Origin of the sequence: Sphingobium sp. BHU LFT2 (genome assembly GCF_018604485.1) — a bacterium.
Classification (GTDB): Bacteria; Pseudomonadota; Alphaproteobacteria; order Sphingomonadales; family Sphingomonadaceae; genus Sphingobium; species Sphingobium yanoikuyae_A.
In genome coordinates this window covers 521,834-537,261 of record NZ_JAFCGW010000001.1, presented here as the reverse complement: position 1 = coordinate 537,261, position 15,428 = coordinate 521,834, and the positions used below count along the sequence as shown (strand labels likewise).

Annotated in this window: 17 protein-coding genes and 1 other RNA gene; 14 read left to right on the top strand and 4 right to left on the bottom strand. The window is 66.3% G+C overall.

The window, feature by feature from the left end; translation table 11 throughout:
* Positions 1-23: 23 nt before the first annotated feature.
* Both JQK15_RS02650 and JQK15_RS02645 read right to left on the bottom strand, forming a co-directional pair.
* Positions 24-824 carry a TPM domain-containing protein gene (locus JQK15_RS02650; protein ID WP_214863246.1) on the bottom strand — a complete coding sequence of 267 codons (801 nt, stop codon included), beginning with the start codon at positions 822-824 and terminating at the stop codon, positions 24-26.
* A gap of 10 nt (positions 825-834) precedes the next feature.
* Complete coding sequence (locus JQK15_RS02645) at positions 835-1,437, bottom strand: LemA family protein (RefSeq protein WP_004210411.1); 603 nt, start codon at positions 1,435-1,437, stop codon at positions 835-837.
* A gap of 101 nt (positions 1,438-1,538) precedes the next feature.
* Here JQK15_RS02645 and mscL point away from each other — a divergent pair, with 101 nt between their 5' ends.
* The 14 genes from mscL to JQK15_RS02575 all read left to right on the top strand — a co-directional run bounded on the left by mscL (position 1,539) and on the right by JQK15_RS02575 (position 13,965).
* Complete coding sequence (mscL, locus tag JQK15_RS02640) at positions 1,539-1,973, top strand: large conductance mechanosensitive channel protein MscL (RefSeq protein ID WP_004210412.1); 435 nt, start codon at positions 1,539-1,541, stop codon at positions 1,971-1,973.
* A 143-nt stretch (positions 1,974-2,116) separates the two neighbouring features.
* A complete protein-coding gene (locus tag JQK15_RS02635) occupies positions 2,117-2,389 on the top strand; it encodes a hypothetical protein (protein ID WP_004210413.1) in 273 nt (90 codons plus the stop codon).
* A 136-nt stretch (positions 2,390-2,525) separates the two neighbouring features.
* Positions 2,526-4,895: a chemotaxis protein CheA gene (locus JQK15_RS02630; RefSeq protein ID WP_214863245.1), complete on the top strand. Its 2,370-nt coding sequence runs from the start codon at positions 2,526-2,528 to the stop codon at positions 4,893-4,895.
* Between the two features lie 11 nt (positions 4,896-4,906).
* On the top strand, positions 4,907-5,344 hold the full coding sequence (locus JQK15_RS02625; RefSeq protein WP_125986173.1) for a chemotaxis protein CheW: 438 nt from the start codon (positions 4,907-4,909) through the stop codon (positions 5,342-5,344).
* 84 nt (positions 5,345-5,428) lie between these two features.
* Positions 5,429-5,794, top strand: a complete 366-nt coding sequence (locus JQK15_RS02620; protein ID WP_004210416.1) for a response regulator — start codon at positions 5,429-5,431, stop codon at positions 5,792-5,794.
* A gap of 63 nt (positions 5,795-5,857) precedes the next feature.
* Entirely contained in the window at positions 5,858-6,952 is a 1,095-nt protein-coding gene (locus JQK15_RS02615; RefSeq protein ID WP_214863244.1) for a chemotaxis protein CheB, read from the top strand.
* The gene (locus JQK15_RS02610) at positions 6,952-7,821 is read left to right on the top strand and encodes a CheR family methyltransferase (protein ID WP_214863243.1); all 870 of its coding nucleotides are present in this window, start codon (positions 6,952-6,954) and stop codon (positions 7,819-7,821) included. The genes JQK15_RS02615 and JQK15_RS02610 overlap by 1 nt, the downstream gene beginning before the upstream one ends.
* Positions 7,822-7,958: 137 nt before the next feature.
* Positions 7,959-8,657 carry an N-acetylmuramoyl-L-alanine amidase gene (locus JQK15_RS02605; RefSeq protein WP_004210419.1) on the top strand — a complete coding sequence of 233 codons (699 nt, stop codon included), beginning with the start codon at positions 7,959-7,961 and terminating at the stop codon, positions 8,655-8,657.
* Positions 8,658-8,686: 29 nt separating this feature from the next.
* Positions 8,687-9,072, top strand: an RNA gene (rnpB, locus tag JQK15_RS02600) — RNase P RNA component class A.
* Between the two features lie 97 nt (positions 9,073-9,169).
* Positions 9,170-11,122, top strand: a complete 1,953-nt coding sequence (locus tag JQK15_RS02595) for a hypothetical protein (RefSeq protein WP_251007517.1) — start codon at positions 9,170-9,172, stop codon at positions 11,120-11,122.
* Between the two features lie 49 nt (positions 11,123-11,171).
* On the top strand, positions 11,172-11,720 hold the full coding sequence (locus JQK15_RS02590; protein WP_214863242.1) for a J domain-containing protein: 549 nt from the start codon (positions 11,172-11,174) through the stop codon (positions 11,718-11,720).
* Positions 11,693-12,043: a (2Fe-2S) ferredoxin domain-containing protein gene (locus JQK15_RS02585; protein ID WP_214863939.1), complete on the top strand. Its 351-nt coding sequence runs from the start codon at positions 11,693-11,695 to the stop codon at positions 12,041-12,043. The genes JQK15_RS02590 and JQK15_RS02585 overlap by 28 nt, the downstream gene beginning before the upstream one ends.
* Before the next feature lie 72 nt (positions 12,044-12,115).
* On the top strand, positions 12,116-12,436 hold the full coding sequence (locus JQK15_RS02580; RefSeq protein ID WP_004210423.1) for a hypothetical protein: 321 nt from the start codon (positions 12,116-12,118) through the stop codon (positions 12,434-12,436).
* Positions 12,436-13,965 (top strand): methyl-accepting chemotaxis protein, encoded by a 1,530-nt coding sequence (locus JQK15_RS02575; protein WP_010336709.1) that lies wholly within the window; start codon positions 12,436-12,438, stop codon positions 13,963-13,965. The genes JQK15_RS02580 and JQK15_RS02575 overlap by 1 nt, the downstream gene beginning before the upstream one ends.
* 7 nt (positions 13,966-13,972) lie before the next feature.
* On the opposite strand, the gene JQK15_RS02570 is transcribed toward JQK15_RS02575, so the two are convergent.
* Together JQK15_RS02570 and JQK15_RS02565 are read right to left on the bottom strand one after the other, a co-directional pair.
* A complete protein-coding gene (locus JQK15_RS02570; RefSeq protein ID WP_214863239.1) occupies positions 13,973-14,419 on the bottom strand; it encodes a hemerythrin domain-containing protein in 447 nt (148 codons plus the stop codon).
* A 169-nt stretch (positions 14,420-14,588) separates the two neighbouring features.
* Positions 14,589-15,203: a superoxide dismutase gene (locus tag JQK15_RS02565; RefSeq protein ID WP_010336711.1), complete on the bottom strand. Its 615-nt coding sequence runs from the start codon at positions 15,201-15,203 to the stop codon at positions 14,589-14,591.
* Positions 15,204-15,428 lie beyond the last annotated feature (225 nt).

The following is a 15,428-nucleotide window of genomic DNA, read 5'->3' as shown; positions in this document are numbered from 1 at the left end:
GCGTTCGCTGAACTGTACGGGCTTCACCAGCTGCCTCCCGCACCGCCGCCGCCGAAGCTGCCGCCACCGCCGGAAAAGCCGCCGCCATCGCCGCCGCCCCAGCCACCGCCGCCACTGCCCCAACCGGAACCGCCGCCGCTGCCCCAGCCGCTGTCGGACGGGCCCCAGATGATGACCGGGCCGGCACCGCCGCGATAGCGGCGACCGCGACCGCCGCGGCTGGCGAACATCGATATGCCGACGATGACGATCACGATGACCCAGAAGACCAGCATCACGGCGCCGCCGCCATTGTCGCCCTTGCGCTGCTCCGCCTCGGCTGCGGCGGCGCGCGCCTTCGCCTCCTCGGGCGGCAGGGTCAGCAGGGTGGCGAGTTCGTTGACGCCCGCATCGATGCCGCCGGGAAAGTCGCCCGCCTTGAAGCGCGGGATGATGGCGGTGCGATAGATGCGCGAGGCAAGCGCGTCGGTGACGATGCCCTCGACACCATAGCCGGTGGCGATCCACACTTTGCGCTCGTTCGGGGCGACCAGCAGGATCGTGCCGTCGTCCTTTTCCTTGCTGCCAATGCCCCAGCTGCGGCCGAGCTGATAGGCATAGTCGCCAATCTCATAGCCCTGGAGGTCGGGCACGGTGGCGACCACCACCTGCCGGCCGCTCTGCTTGTCGAGCGCGGCCAGCTTGGCGGTCAGCGTCTGTTCCTGCTGCGGCGAGAGCAGGTTGGCGGCATCGACCACCTGGCCGGTCAGCTTGGGGAAGGTCTGTGCCTGCGCTGCCGGTATGAAGACCAGCAGCGCAAGGACCAGCAGCAGGCGCCGCATCATCGTTATCGGCTCAGTTGCCGAAGTCGACCTTGGGCGCTTCTTCCGCGCCGGGCGTGACTGCCTGGAACGGGGCCATGGGCTTGGCGCCATGGATCAGCTTGGCGCCGATCGCGTCGGGGAAGGTGCGGATGCGGGTATTATAGGCCTGGACCGCTTCATTATAGTCGCGGATCGAGACGGCGATGCGGTTTTCCGTGCCTTCCAGCTGCGACTGGAGCTGGAGGAAATTCTCGTTGGTCTTGAGGTCGGGATAGGCCTCGACCGAGGCGAGCAGGCGGCCAAGGCCCTGGCTCAGCTGTGCCTGGGCGGCCTGATATTGCGCGACCTTGGCCGGATCGGACAGGTCGGCGGCGTTGATCTGGATCGACGTCGCCTTGGCGCGGGCCTCGGTCACGGCGGTCAGCGTCGCCTGTTCCTGCTTGCCGGCGGCCTTGACCGTGGCGACCAGGTTGCCGGTCAGGTTGGCGCGGCGCTGATATTGCGCCTGGACGTCAGCCCATTTGGCCTTGGCATTTTCCTCGGCAGTGGGGACGCTGTTGATGCCGCAGGCGGACAGCGCAAGCGCGCCCATGACCGGCAGCAAAAGGCGGGAGAGGCGACGCGGGAAAAGCATGGAACATCCTCGGCTCTGTTTCGCTGACGGAAATAGGGCGTTGTCGGATGGCGTGCAACGGGCCATGCAGAGTTTATCGAAGGCGAGACAAGAGGTTCATCATGGGGCTGATTTCGGAATTCAAGACGTTCATCAATCGCGGCAATGTCATGGACCTGGCGGTTGGTGTCATCATCGGTGGCGCGTTCGCCACCATCACCAAGTCGCTGACCGATGACCTGATCATGCCGGTGGTCGGCTATCTTTTCGGCGGCGCTGACTTTTCGGGCTACTTCCTGCGCCTGGGCGACCTGCCCGAGGGGTTCAAGGGTAATCCCAACAGCTATGCCGACCTGAAGGCGGCCGGTGTCGCCATGTTCGGCTGGGGTCAGTTCCTGACCGTGCTGGTCAATTTCATCATCCTGGCCTTCATCATCTTCCTGCTGGTGAAGCTGGTGAACAAGGTTCTGGCCAAGCCCGAGGAAGCGCCGGCGCCGGCCGTCACGCCCGAGGATATCGTGCTGCTGCGCGAGATTCGCGACTCGCTGAAAAAATAAGTGATTGCGACGAACCGAGGCCCCGGTGGGAACCATTGGGGACGCGGCCGGTTGATCGGCGTCAGGGTTCGGGATGGCAAGGACCGTCCCGGACCTCGTGTCGAATATGTCAGCCCTGAGGGGGCGCAACAGGAGAAAACGCTGTGAAAAGCTTCGTCGCAATCCTTGGCCTTGCCAGCATGGTCTCGCTCGCCGCGTGCGATTCCAAGCAGGAAAACAAGGTCGAGAATGCCTACGAGAATCAGGCGGACGCTCTCGACAACCAGGCCGCGAACATGGAAGCGATGGCCGACAACCTGTCGGGCAACGCCGAAAACGCAGCCGAAAATGCGGCCGACGCGCTGGAGAACAAGGCCGACGCCACCCGCGAGGCGGGCGAGGCTGCCGCCGACGCGGTGGAGAAGAAGCAGCACTGATCTGCTGCGGCACCGACCATCGGGCCAAAGGGGCGTCGCGCTTGCGGCGCCCTTTTTCTTTGCCGGCTCTCGCCTTTAACGGCCCCTTAACCACGGCCGGCCATGGTGCCCTCGCGCGCATCCAAAGGTCGTGGGAATGGACGAGTTACTTCAGGAATTCATATCCGAAACGCAGGAAACGCTGGAGGCTCTGGCGGGCGAAGTCGTCGCCTGGGAGGCCAATCCGGGCGATAGCCAGCGGCTGGACGCCATTTTCCGCTTCTTCCATACGGTCAAGGGGAGCTGCGGCTTCCTCAATCTGCCGCGCTTCGAGAAATTGAGCCATGCGGCCGAGGATGTGCTGTCGGAGATTCGCGCCGGCAACCGCAAGCCCGATCCCGCGACCGTCAGCGCGGTGCTGGCGATCATGGACCGGATCGGCGAACTGGCCGAGGCGGTGGCGCGCGGCGCGGCGCTGCCTAACGAGAATGACGAATATCTGATCGGTGCGCTGACGCAAGTGGAGGCGCCGGCCGCGCCCGCCGAGGAAGCGGAGCCCGAAGAGCCGGCGGCCCCGGTCGCGGCGGTGCGCCAGGGCCAGGCGCTGCGCACCATTCGCCTGCCGCTGTCGCTGATCGACCAGCTGATGAACGGCGTGTCGGATATGGTGCTGGCGCGCAACGAATTGTCGCGCAAGCTGCGCGACCGGTCGGCCGACCCCGAACTGGACAGCGCGTTCGAGCGGCTGTCCACCTGTGTCGCAGACATGCGCGACGTGATTTCCAAGACCCGCATGCAGCGGGTCGAGCGCCTGTTCGCGGCGATGCCGCGCATGGTGCGCGACCTGAGCCGCGATCTCGACAAGCGGATCGAGCTGAGGCTGGAAGGCGGCGATGTCGAGATGGACCGCGAGATGGTGGAAATGGTCGTCGACCCGCTCACCCATATCGTGCGGAACAGCATCGACCATGGCATCGAGACGCCCGAGCGGCGGCGTGCGGCGGGCAAGCCGGAGGCCGGCCGGTTGCGGCTGGAGGCGCGCCAGTCGGGCAACCAGATCGTGATCGAGATCAGCGATGACGGCGCCGGCATCAACACTGCGCGGCTGGTGGAAAAGGCGATTGCTGCCGGGCGGCTGACGCCCGACGCGGCGGCGCGGATGACCGAGCAGGACAAGCTGGACCTGATCTTCCAGCCGGGGCTGACGACGGCGGCCAAGGTGACGGCGGTGTCGGGGCGCGGTGTCGGCATGGACGTGGTGCGTGCCAATATCGAACGGATCGGCGGCGTCATCGCGCTGGACAATCATCCGGGGCAGGGGCTGCGCATCACGCTGCGCGTGCCGCTGACGCTGACCATCATTCCGGGGCTGATCGTGCGCGCCGGCGGACTGCATTTCGCGATCCCGCGCGCGGCGGTGGTCGAGATACTGCACGACAATAACGAGATGATGCAGATTGCCGATGTCGGCGGCGCCAAGATCGCGACGATCCGGTCGATCCGCCATTCGATGATCGACCTGGAAGATGTGCTTGGCATGGACAAGCCACAGCAGATCGGACCGCGCGCCGTGATGGTGGTGCGATCGGCGACCGGCGTGCCCTTTGCCATGGGCGTGTCCGCAGTCGAGAATCATGAGGAACTGGTGATCCGTCCCGCATCGCCGCTGGTGATGGCGAGCGGCGTCTATGCCGGCATGACCCTGCCCGACAATGGCAAGCCGATGCTGCTGCTGGATGCGGCGGGCCTGGCCAATGCGGCGCGCCTGCCGAACCTGATCGACGATCGCGCCCATGGGGCGGTGGCGGATGCCGCCGCGCAGGAGGCCGGCGTCGAAATGGTGGCGGCCCTGCGTTTCGAGGAATTGTCGGGCGAACGGCGCCTGCTGCGCCTGTCGCTGATCGAGCGGGTCGAGGATATCGACGCCAGGCTGTTCGGCCGGTCCGGCGGCCAGGCCTTCGTCCGGCTGGACGAGCGGCTGGTGCCGGTGGTGAACGGCCGCCATGCCTTTGCGGAGGACAAAGTCTGCGCGCTGCGCCTGCGCGATGGCAGCCTGGAAGCCTGCTACCCGGTCGCGGCGGTGCTGGACATCGTCCAGATGCCGCTGGTGCCGGACATGGTGGCGATGCACGGCATGCTGAGCGGCGTCGCGGTGGTCGATGGCGAGCATCTGGAGGTCATCAACCCCTTCGCCCTGTTCGCCGCGCTGCCGCAGGAGCCGATCGCGCCGCACAGCCGGGGTCGTTGCCTGCTGGCCGATGCGGAGGATGGCTGGACCCGCGAGATATTGGCGCCGCTATTGCGTCAGGCCGGGCATGAGGTTGTGCTGGGCCTGCCGGGCGACGCCGTCGATGCGCAGGATATCGTGCTCTATTCGGCCGGTGATGTCGGGCAGGTGGCCGAGATCATGGGATGCCGGGTGGTGCATCTGCGCGCCACGCCGCGGGCGACCGGGCCGATGGATGCCAGCATCTACCGCTATGACCAGGACGCGCTGATGGCGGCGCTGTCCGGCGCACGCGGGTAAGGGGAAGAGCGATGGAGCAACTCTATCTGTTGGCGACGCTGGCCGGCACCCGCATCGCGGTCGATGCCAGTGAGGTCGAGGCGGTGGTCAAGCTGACCGAGATATCGCCCGTGCCCGGCATGGGCGTGCATGTCGCGGGTCTTTCCGCGCTGCGCAGCCGGGTGCTGACGATCATAGATGTCGCCGCCCTGATTCATGGGCGCGCGACCCCGGCCGACCAGCGCGACCTGGCGATCATCGCCAATATCAGCGGCCATAGCTATGGCCTGATGGTCGATGGCGTATCGGATATCTGCCGCGTGCCCGAGGGCGAACTGCCGCTGCGCGGACAACTGGATTCAGCCTGGATGCCCTTTGCGCGCGGCGTGGTGGAGCATGAGGGCGTACCCCATCTGCTGGTGTCGCTGGCCGGCTTCATCGAGGCCGGCGCCCAGGCACAGGCGGCCTGATCGCTTGGCCGCGTCGTTTACCATTTCCTCGCCTTTCGCGTTTACGCCTCTCATCCCGGCACGTAAAAATCAAAGGGACGCTTCATGAAGAACTGCCTGGTCGTCGATGATTCCAAGGTCATCCGCAAAGTGGCACGCCACATATTGGAATCGCTGGACCTGACCGTGACCGAAGCGGTGGACGGGCAGGATGCCCTGACCCAGTGCGAGGCCAGCCTGCCCGATGTGGTGCTGCTCGACTGGAACATGCCGGTGATGAGCGGGATGGAATTCCTGCAGGCGCTGTCGGCCACCAAGATGGAGGCCCGGCCCAAGATCATCTTCTGCACCACGGAAAACGGCATCAGCCATATCAAGGCGGCTGTCGAGGCCGGTGCCGACGAATATGTGATGAAGCCGTTCGACCGCGAGACGCTGGAGAGCAAGCTGGCGATCGTCGGGGTCATCTAGGCCCGGCCCCTCCCTTCGAGGATATCGCCGTCTTCCCAGCCTCTTCGTTCTGAAAGCCCGTCAATGACCGTCTTCGTGCCGACCATGGTCAGCCTCGACAGCCACACCGCTCCCGCGGTGCGCACGCTGGTGGTTGACGATTCGGTGGTGGTGCGCACGGTGATCGAGCGCATCCTGAACGCCGATCCCGGCTTTACCGTCGTCCACAAGACCAACAGCGCGGAAAATGCGCTGCGCTATCTGGCCGAGCATAGCGTCGACCTGGTGCTGCTCGACATCGAACTGCCGGGCCAAAGCGGCCTGGCGGCGCTGCCTGCGATCCTGCGATCGAACCCGCAGGGCAAGGTGGCGATCCTGTCGGGCCGCTGCGAGGAGGGCAGTGCGGCGGCGGTCGAGGCGCTGGCGCTGGGCGCGAGCGATATTCTCTCCAAGCCGGGCAGCGGCAGCTTTGGCGAGCAATTCCCGCAGGCATTGATCGATCGGCTCGGCCGGCTGTTCGGTGGCGAAGCGCCGACGGCACCGACGCAGCGGTCGACCATGGTTCCGCCCGCTCATGCGACCGGCGCAGCGGTCGAACCCCTGGCCTGCCTGGGCATCGGCGCGTCGACCGGGGGTATCCATGCGCTCAGCCAGTTGTTCAGCGGCCTGACTGCGCCGCTGGGCGTGCCGATCCTGCTGACCCAGCATCTGCCGGTCAGCTTCACTGTCTATTTCGCGCAGCAACTGGCGCGCATGACCAGCCTGCGGGTCAAGGTGGCGGAGGCCGGCGACCTGCTGGCGCCCGACACCGTCTATGTTGCGCCGGGCGACGCCAACCTGCTGCTGCGGCGCGGGCTGCATGGTCGGGTGAGCGTGGTGCTGGACCCGGAACGGACGCCGTCGGGCAATTTGCCGGGTGTCGACCCGATGTTCGCCGCCATGGCCGATGTCTATGGCGCGGGCGCGGCGGGGATTGTGCTGACCGGCATGGGCCGCGACGGCACGGCCGGGGCGCGGGATATCGTGGCGGCGGGCGGCTGGATCGTCGCCCAGGATGAGCCAAGCAGCGTGGTATGGGGGATGCCGGGATCGGTAGCGGGGGCAGGGCTGACCTGCGCCCTGATGGAACCCCATGCGATCATGGATTTTGTCGCACGACGCGGAAAGATGAACGACTGATGGCCTTGCCCCCTTCCAGGATGGGATCGGGCGCTGCCCGGATTTTGACGGGTCTGCTGGAAGCGCGGACCGGCCAGGTTCTGTCCGAGGGGCGGGCATGGCGCATGGAGACGGCGCTGAAGCCCGTGCTGCGCGATCATGGGTTGCAGGATATCGACGAACTGGCCGGCAAGCTGCTGCGCAGCCGCAATCCGCGCCTGGACGAGGATGTGGTGAACGCACTGCTGAACAATGAAAGCAGCTTCTTCCGCGATCTGCAGATATTCGACCTCATCCACCGGCAGATATTGCCGCGCATCCAGGAGGCGCGGGGCGACCGGGTGCTGCGAATCTGGAGCGCGGGCTGTTCGACCGGGCAGGAAGCTTATTCGCTGGCGATCCGCTTCTGCAACGAGGCGGCGCGCTGGGCGGGCTGGCGGATCGAGATATTGGCGACCGATATTTCGAGCGCGGCAATCGACCAGGCGCGCAGCGGCGTCTTTTCGCAGATGGACGTGCAGCGCGGCCTGCCGATCGGCGATCTGATCAAATGGTTCGAGCCGGCGGGCGATGACTGGCGGGCGAACCCGGAGCTGCGGCGGATGATCGATTTCCGTCAGGATAATCTGTTCGCCGCGCGGGTGCCGAGCGGCGCCTATGACCTGCTGCTGTGTCGCAATGTGCTGCTCTATTTCTCGCCCGAACGGCGCCAAAGCGTGTTCGACCTGCTGGCCCGGCACAGCCATGACCGGTCGGTGCTGCTGCTGGGCGCGGGCGAGACAGTGATCGGCCAGAGCGAGGAATTCGTGCCGCATCCCGAATTTCGCGGGAGCTATGCGCGGCGAGGCTATTCGGCCGATGCCGGCAATTCGGCCCGGCGCGCGGGCTAATCGTCCGCCGATCATTTACCACGCTTGATTGCCGCGCCGGTCTCGGCCATGATTCCGCCTGTGGCTGCATGACGCGGCGCGACGCAGGGCGGAACAGGGCGTGAAACTGGACTTTTCGTGGTGACGGGCCCTTTGCGATGACCGACATCCCCATGATCGAGACGCCGTCGCCCAATTATGACGAGCGCAGCCTGCCGATCACCATGCTGGTGCTCCATTATACCGGCATGCCGGACGCGGCGAGCGCCATCAACTGGCTGGCCAATGCCGAATCCAAGGTGTCGGCCCATTATGTCGTGACCGAGGATGGCCAAATCATCCGCATGGTGGCCGAGGACAAGCGCGCCTGGCATGCGGGCCGATCGCACTGGCGCGGCATCGATGACGTGAACAGCGCCAGCATCGGCATCGAGATCGTCAATCCCGGCCATGAATGGGGCTATCGGCCTTTTCCCGAGGCGCAGATGGGATCGCTGATCCCGCTGGTTCACGACATCGTCCAGCGCCACCGGATCACGCGCGGCAATATCGTCGGGCACAGCGACATCGCGCCCGCGCGCAAGCAGGATCCGGGCGAACTTTTTCCCTGGGGGCAACTGGCGCGGCTGCGGCTGGCGTTGCCGCGACCGACCAAGAATCTGATGGACCCGCACTGGACCGACAGTGGCTTCATGCTGGCGCTCGAACGTTTCGGCTATGACATTGCCGAGCCGGAACCTGCGGTCGTCGCCTTCCAGCGGCGCTTTCGCCCCGAACTGATCGACGGCGTCATCGATGGCGAATGCCGGGCGATTTTGCTCGCCCTGCTGCTGCCCAAGCCGACAGGGGATGACTGACCCGATTTTTGCGCCTATAGGCGCCTGTGCCAGAGGGCCGGGCGGCCGCGGCGTGGCGGGTAACTTCCACGGCGAGGAAAGTCCGGGCTCCACGAAATGACGGTGCCGGCTAACGGCCGGCTGGAGTGATCCAAGGGACAGTGCAACAGAAAGCAGGTCACTAAGGCTTCGGCCCAGTGAAATTGAAAGGGTGCGGTAAGAGCGCACCGCGTCTGCGGCAACGCAAGACGGCACGGTAAACCCCACCGGGAGCAAGACCGAATAGGGGCGGCGCGCAGCTTGACTGCTAGGTCTGTTTCGACTGAGACCGCTCGGGTTGGTTGCTTGAGGGACGGAGCAATCCGTCTCCTAGAGGAATGGTCGCCTATCCCCCTTTGGGGGTGGACAGAACCCGGCTTACAGGCCCTCTGGTATTTCCCCTGTTGCGAGGTTATCGCAATAACCGGTCCGTGGTCTTGGGGGGATATGGTTTGCGTAACAGATATTTGGCCTTGCTGATGGCGATGGCCGCCATGCCCGCTATCGGGCATGCGATGCAGCAGGCGGCGCCGGCAGCGCCGGCCCCCGCGCCCGCAACCGGCACGATCCAGCAATTGTTCGAGCAATCGACGCAAGCCACCGAGGCGGCGGACTATCCCCGCGCACTGGAAATCCTCACCGCGCTCGAAGGCCGGGTGGTGCGCAATCCGCGCAGCCTGGCGATCGTGCGGGTGCGCAAGGCGATGGTGCTGGCGGAACTGTCGCGCTGGGCCGAGGCGCGCGACCTGCTGAACCAGGCGGCGCCGGGCCTGCCCAGGGATGATGCCAGCCTGTCGACCGACCGCTATCGTGCCGCCTACACGCTGGGGCGCGTATCGATGGGCGACCTCGACTATGTCGGTGCGCTGGCCCATTTCAGCGCGGCGCTGGCCGAAGCGGAGGGGCCGGCGGCGCGCATCCAGGCGCTGCTGGGACAGGCGCAGGCCGGCACGTTCGTCGATCCGGCCGAAGCGCTGAAGGCCGCCGAAGCGGCCAATGCCATCGCGGTGGCGGACCCCAAGATGTTCGACAAGGCATCGCTGGCGCATATCGACCTGATCCGGGGGCGGGCGCTGCTCAATCTGGGCCAGTTCGATCCTGCGGAAAAACTGTTCGCGCGGGCGGTGAAGCAGCAGGGCGGGCTGACCACCAGGGTCGATTTCAATGATCTGGTGACCCGGTCGGATGCGTCGATCGCCGCCATGCTGGCCGGCCATCGCGACACGGCGCGCAATTATCTGGTCTATACCGGTGCCGGACGCATGCCGCAGCAGGACTTCACCCAGGGCGCGGACATGGCGCTGCCGCGCTGTGGCGAGGATGGCGTCCAGCCTGACGATTATGCCGTGGTGGAATTCGGCATCAGCGACAGCGGCGCCGTTTCCTATGCGCGGCCCGTCTATGGATCGCGCCCCGGCCCTTCGGCGCTGGCGTTCGCGCGGGCGGTGCGGGACTGGTCGTGGCGGCCCGATGACGTGAATAAGATCCCGGCGCTGTTCCGGTTCGTGACGCGGCTGGAACTGCGTTGTTCGACCGCGGAAGGCGGCCCGTCGATGCTGGCTGGCCCGACCAAGGCGCTGGCCGACTGGCTGGAGGCCAGGCGCGTTCCCGGCCCGGTGCTGGACAATGTGCCGATGACCCGGCAGCGCGCGCTGCTGTTGCAGCAGGCGCAGCTGATCCGCAGCCAGAAGGGCGATACGACGGTGGAACTGGTGCCGGTGTTGATCCCGCTGCTCGCCGGATCGATGGCCGCGCGCGAGGATGTCGAGACCTATGGCCCACTGCTGCGCCGGGTGGTGCGGACGGCGGATGCCCCGCCGCTGGCGCAATTGCGGGTCGACCGCCTGGTCCATGATGCCGCCGAGCATGTGGATATCCGTATCCGCGCCGATTCCCCCTATGCGTTGCGCGCCGCCGACTATCAGGCCGATGCCGATGCACGGGCGACCTTTGCGATCCTGGCCTATGATGATCTGAGGCCCAGGGAAAAGGTCGGGTCGCAGGCGCTGCTCAACGCGGTGATCGATGATGGCGCCTTGCCGGCCAATGACCCGCTGCGCGTGGCGGCGCTGGTGCGGCGCGCCAGCCTGCAGGCGACTGGCGGCAATCTGGAAGCGGCACAGGCCGATTATGCCGCGACCGGATTGTCGGCGCAGCAATGTTCGATCGTCGATGCCAAGCCCAGCCTGCGCAGCGCGCCGGTGTCATCCGCCGATTATCCCACGGACATGGTGTCCGTCGGCGTCGAGGGATGGACGCGGGTTCAGTTCGACATCGCAGCAGACGGCACGACCCGCAACCAGCGGGCGGTCATCACCTATCCGCCGATGATCTTTGGCACCAACGGCACGAAGATCGTGACGCGGGCCAAATATGAGCAAAGCTATCGCCCCGATGGTGGCCTTGGCTGCGGCGGCAACATGCAGGGGGTGACTTTCCGTCGCTAATCCCGGCGCAGGGCTGGCTTTCCGGGCGCGGCTTCCCTAATTTGGTCCGATGGCAAGACAGAGCCGATCCAATGACTGGGGTTTTCCCCGCTGGCGTGCCTATGGCGCGACGCGGGAAGCGCAGCGCGTGCGCATCTGCGACCGTTTCGGCTGTGACCAGCCGGGTAACTGCCCCGCGCCCAAATCGCCCAACAGCCCGGACCGCTGGTATTTCTGCAGCGAGCATGCGGCCGAATATAACCGCAACTGGGACTATTTTCAGGGGCTGGACGAGGAAGAGCGGGCCGAGCGCGAGCGCACCGAACGGCGCGATGCTGGCGGCTATCAGTCGAGCGCCCATCATGGCTGGGGCGGCCCCGGCGACGGCAGCCGATCGCGCGACGAGATGCACGCGCTGCAGGCGCTGGGGCTGGAGGATGACGCCGATTTCGAGGCGGTGCGCAAGAGCTGGCGCAGCCTGGCCAAGGAATATCATCCCGACGTGAAGCCGGGCGATGCCGAGGCGGCGGTGCAGTTCCAGACAATCCAGGCCGCCTATGAGGTGCTGCGTGCGGCCGAGGAACGACGCACCTGGAAGCCGCGGGGCGCCCGCGATTGAAGGATCATGTCCGGTCCAACTGGCAAAATGCCGTGCTGGTCTGCCGCAAATGCTCGAAGAAGCTGGACGGCGGCTTCGGCAAGGATGGCGAGGAGCGGCTGGCCAAGGCGCTGCGGCGGCATTTGTCGCTGAAGAAGGGGCGCAAGGCGGCGGCGGGCATCATCGAGGTGAATTGCCTGGGCGTCTGTCCGAAGGGCGCGATCACGGTGGTCAATGGCGCCGCGAGCCGCGACTGGCTGCTGGTGCGGCCGGGGGCGGATCTGGACGCACTGGCGACGGCGCTGGACCTGCCGGCGCAGGCGGAAGCGCAGAATCCGGGCTAACTTACGCAAAATGCGTAAATCCGGACGGGCCTGTTAAGCCTATCCTTACCAACATTTCCTAGGGGGGATGCCATGCGGATATGGCTTCCTTCCTCGCGCGGTGCGGTGCTGCTGGCCCAGCTCGCGATCATCCTCCTGGGTCTCGCCCTGCTCTATGGCAATCCGCCGGCGCAGGGGCGCATCCTGCTGATCCCGATGACGGCCGGTGCGCGCGCGCATCTGGTGCCCGATGCGGTGGCGCATGGCGCCCGGCTGGTGGCGAGCGGACGCCTGCCCGGATCGATGGTGGTGGAGGGGCAGCGCGACGCGCTGCTGCCGCTGTTGCGGGGCGGTATCTTGCCGCTGCGCGCCTTTGCCGCGGCCTGTGGCGAACCGGTGGGAGGGTTGGCCTGATGGCGTTCAACAGTCTCGAAAGCCTGCGCCTGCATGGCCTGCGCATCCTGTTGCTGTGTAGCCTGATCTGGACCGTGCTGATCGGCATTGGCGGCATGATGATCGGCAATGAGCGGGCGGCGCCCGCCATGCTGCTGTCGGCGTTGGCCAATATCCTGCCGACCTGGATGGTTATGCGGCGTCGCAACGACCTGGAGGTGCGGCTGGTGATGGGGACGCTGGCGGCGGTGCAGCCGGCGATCACCCTGTTCCTGCTGAGCGGCCATGTCTGGCAGATGGACGCGCACATGTATTTCTTCGTGGCGCTCGCCTCGCTGGCGGTGCTCTACGACTGGCGGCCGATCCTGCTGGCGTCGGTGCTGATCGCGCTGCATCATCTGGTGCTGACCTATGTTGCGCCCAATTGGGTGTTCTCGGGGCAGGCGGAGATTGGCCGAGTCATCATCCACGGCTTTGCAGTGGTGCTGCAGGGCACGATCCTGGGTTATCTCAGCATCAAATTGCATGGGCTGCTGCTGGCGCAGGATGCGCATGTGGCGGACACTGCCCGGCTGGCGCGGGAAGCGCAGGCCGGGCGCAATGCGGCGGAATCGGCGATGGATGCCCAGCGCCAGTCCGACGCGCGCGAGGCGCATCTGCGGATCGAGCGGGACGCCGAAAAGACACGGATGGCACAGGACCGGCGCAGCGAGACGCTGGCGCTGGTCGGCGCGTTCCGTCAGTCGGTGGCGGGCGTGGTGAGCGCGGTCAGTGCGGCAACGGGCGAACTCAAGGAATCGGCCGGGCTGCTGCATGATCTGGCGCGCCGCGCGAGCGTGGGCACGGACGAGACGATGGCGGCGGCGGGCCAATCCTCGGCCAGCGCGGCGGTGCTGGCGCGGCGGATCGAGCAATTGTCCGAATCGATCAGCGCAATCGCGGCGGCGGCCAGCCAGCAGGCGAGCCTGGGCGGGGAGGCGCAGCGCGTGTCGGTGGCGGGGCATGAGGCGATGCAGGCGATGGAAGGGCGCACCGCGTCGATCACCAGCTTCGCCGATTCGATCACCGAGATTGCCGCCCGCACCAATTTGCTGGCGCTCAATGCCACGATCGAGGCGGCACGGGCCGGCGAGGTCGGGCGCGGCTTTGCGGTGGTGGCCGGAGAGGTGAAGCAATTGGCCAACCAGACGGCGAGTGCGACCGGCGAAATCCAGTCGCTGGCCTCATCCGCGCGGCAGGGGGCCGGGGTGGCGCAGGAAGCCCTGTCCGAGGTCGCCGGGAGCGTCGAGGAACTGGCGCAGGCGGCGCAGGCGATCCAGCGTGCGGTGGCCGACCAGCGCGATGCGACGGCGGCGATCGGCCAGTCTGCGCGCGATACCGCCCGCGATGCCGATCATATGGCGCAGCGGATGGCGACCGTGGCCGATGTCGCGCGCAATACCGAAAATCTGTCCGATCGCGTGTCGAGCGCGGCGGCCGGCCTGTCACGCACCGCGCAGGAATTACAGCGCGCGACCGACCTGTTCGTGGCGCAGCTGGAAGCGGCCTGATCGGCGGTCAGCCGGCGCGGGCTATCTGGCCGGTTGCCTGGTCATCGATAGAGCGCGCCAGCGGGTAGAGGACGCGCTCTTCCCGATCGATCCGCCGGCCGAGGGCATCCAATATCCGGCCGCTGTCGGCGCAGAAGCCGCGCCAGTCGCGGGTAATCCGCTCGTCGGTCCAGGCGGCCATGTAGCGGGCGAAGCTCTCGGCCAGCGCGCCGATTTCGGCCTGGATGCGCGCGGCAGTGGCGCGGACGCGATCGTCGCCCTGGCGCTGGAGCGCGGGGTAGAGGATGCGATCCTCCAGCGCGAGATGGGCCATCAGCTTGCGCGCCAGTTGCCAGCGCAATGCGCTCACCGCCTGGGGCAGATCGGGATCGGCGATCGCCTGGCGCAGTTGCGCGGCGATCAGGGCGATCTCCTCATGCTGCGTGCCCAACTCGTCCATGTTCATCGCGATCATCCTCCCTGTCGCGTGCGATCATGCGTCGGCCGGCGTTAAGAGGGGATTGGAGCGCAGGGCGGGCAAAGCGCGCAAAGCCTGTAAAAAGAAAGACCGCCCGGCGCCTGCGCACCGGACGGTCCTTCTGTCATCGATCCTGTGGATCAGGCCCCATCGGAGCCTGTCGCGATCAGGCCGGCTGGTCGGCGCGGCTGGCGCCCTGGCCGTCGAGATTGAGGGCCGCGAAGTCCCAGTTGATCGCTTCCTTCAGCAGCTTTTCGGCATAGGCCGGGCGCAGGTTGCGATAGTCGATGTAGTAAGCATGTTCCCACACATCGAGGATCAGCAGCGGCGCATGGCCTTCATGGGCGACCGGGGTGTCGGCGTCATGATAGCTGGTCACTTCCAGCTTGCCGTCCTTCAGGATCAGCGCGGCCCAGCCGCTGGCGAAGTGGCCGACGGCCTCTGCCTTGAGCTTTTCGATCAGCGCGTCGACCGAACCGAAGGCTTCCTCGATCTTGGCGAGCAGGTCGCCGGTCGGGGCGGTCTTCACCGGCGACAGCGAGTTCCAGTAGAAAGTGTGGTTCCAGATCTGGCCGACCTGGTTGAACAGGCCGCCCTTCGACGACTTGATCAGCTCGACCAGCGACTTGCCCTGCAGGCTCTCGTCGGCGGCGACCAGTTCATTGGCCTTCACGACATAGGCATTGTGATGCTTGCCGTGGTGGAAGTCGAAGGTTTCGACCGACAGGATGTCGCCAAAGGCGTCCTTGGCATAGGGAAGATCGGGCAGAACAAAGGCCATGGCGGAACTCCTCGGGTTCGTTATGGGGCGGCTCGCAGTGATGCTTGCGATGCCGGTTTATCATATGGTCCATGCGGGGCGTGGACGCCTCCGTCGCTTCCCATATGCGCACCCAACGCCCAAGAAAACCAATATGTGCCTATTGCGAAACGATCGCAGAAACAGGCGGTTGGCGGGGCTTTCGGACGGTGATGGGCGGGGCAGGGGCGGGGCGGCTTGCTTGAC

What these genes read in the sequence shown, in the direction of transcription:
- JQK15_RS02650 (WP_214863246.1), bottom strand. Translation starts at nt 824, where the DNA reads ATGATGCGGCGCCTGCTGCTGGTCCTTGCGCTGCTGGTCTTCATACCG.
- JQK15_RS02645 (WP_004210411.1), bottom strand. Translation starts at nt 1,437, where the DNA reads ATGCTTTTCCCGCGTCGCCTCTCCCGCCTTTTGCTGCCGGTCATGGGC.
- mscL (WP_004210412.1), top strand. Translation starts at nt 1,539, where the DNA reads ATGGGGCTGATTTCGGAATTCAAGACGTTCATCAATCGCGGCAATGTC.
- JQK15_RS02630 (WP_214863245.1), top strand. Translation starts at nt 2,526, where the DNA reads ATGGACGAGTTACTTCAGGAATTCATATCCGAAACGCAGGAAACGCTG.
- JQK15_RS02625 (WP_125986173.1), top strand. Translation starts at nt 4,907, where the DNA reads ATGGAGCAACTCTATCTGTTGGCGACGCTGGCCGGCACCCGCATCGCG.
- JQK15_RS02620 (WP_004210416.1), top strand. Translation starts at nt 5,429, where the DNA reads ATGAAGAACTGCCTGGTCGTCGATGATTCCAAGGTCATCCGCAAAGTG.
- JQK15_RS02615 (WP_214863244.1), top strand. Translation starts at nt 5,858, where the DNA reads ATGACCGTCTTCGTGCCGACCATGGTCAGCCTCGACAGCCACACCGCT.
- JQK15_RS02610 (WP_214863243.1), top strand. Translation starts at nt 6,952, where the DNA reads ATGGCCTTGCCCCCTTCCAGGATGGGATCGGGCGCTGCCCGGATTTTG.
- JQK15_RS02605 (WP_004210419.1), top strand. Translation starts at nt 7,959, where the DNA reads ATGACCGACATCCCCATGATCGAGACGCCGTCGCCCAATTATGACGAG.
- JQK15_RS02595 (WP_251007517.1), top strand. Translation starts at nt 9,170, where the DNA reads ATGCCCGCTATCGGGCATGCGATGCAGCAGGCGGCGCCGGCAGCGCCG.
- JQK15_RS02590 (WP_214863242.1), top strand. Translation starts at nt 11,172, where the DNA reads ATGGCAAGACAGAGCCGATCCAATGACTGGGGTTTTCCCCGCTGGCGT.
- JQK15_RS02580 (WP_004210423.1), top strand. Translation starts at nt 12,116, where the DNA reads ATGCGGATATGGCTTCCTTCCTCGCGCGGTGCGGTGCTGCTGGCCCAG.
- JQK15_RS02575 (WP_010336709.1), top strand. Translation starts at nt 12,436, where the DNA reads ATGGCGTTCAACAGTCTCGAAAGCCTGCGCCTGCATGGCCTGCGCATC.
- JQK15_RS02570 (WP_214863239.1), bottom strand. Translation starts at nt 14,419, where the DNA reads ATGATCGCGATGAACATGGACGAGTTGGGCACGCAGCATGAGGAGATC.
- JQK15_RS02565 (WP_010336711.1), bottom strand. Translation starts at nt 15,203, where the DNA reads ATGGCCTTTGTTCTGCCCGATCTTCCCTATGCCAAGGACGCCTTTGGC.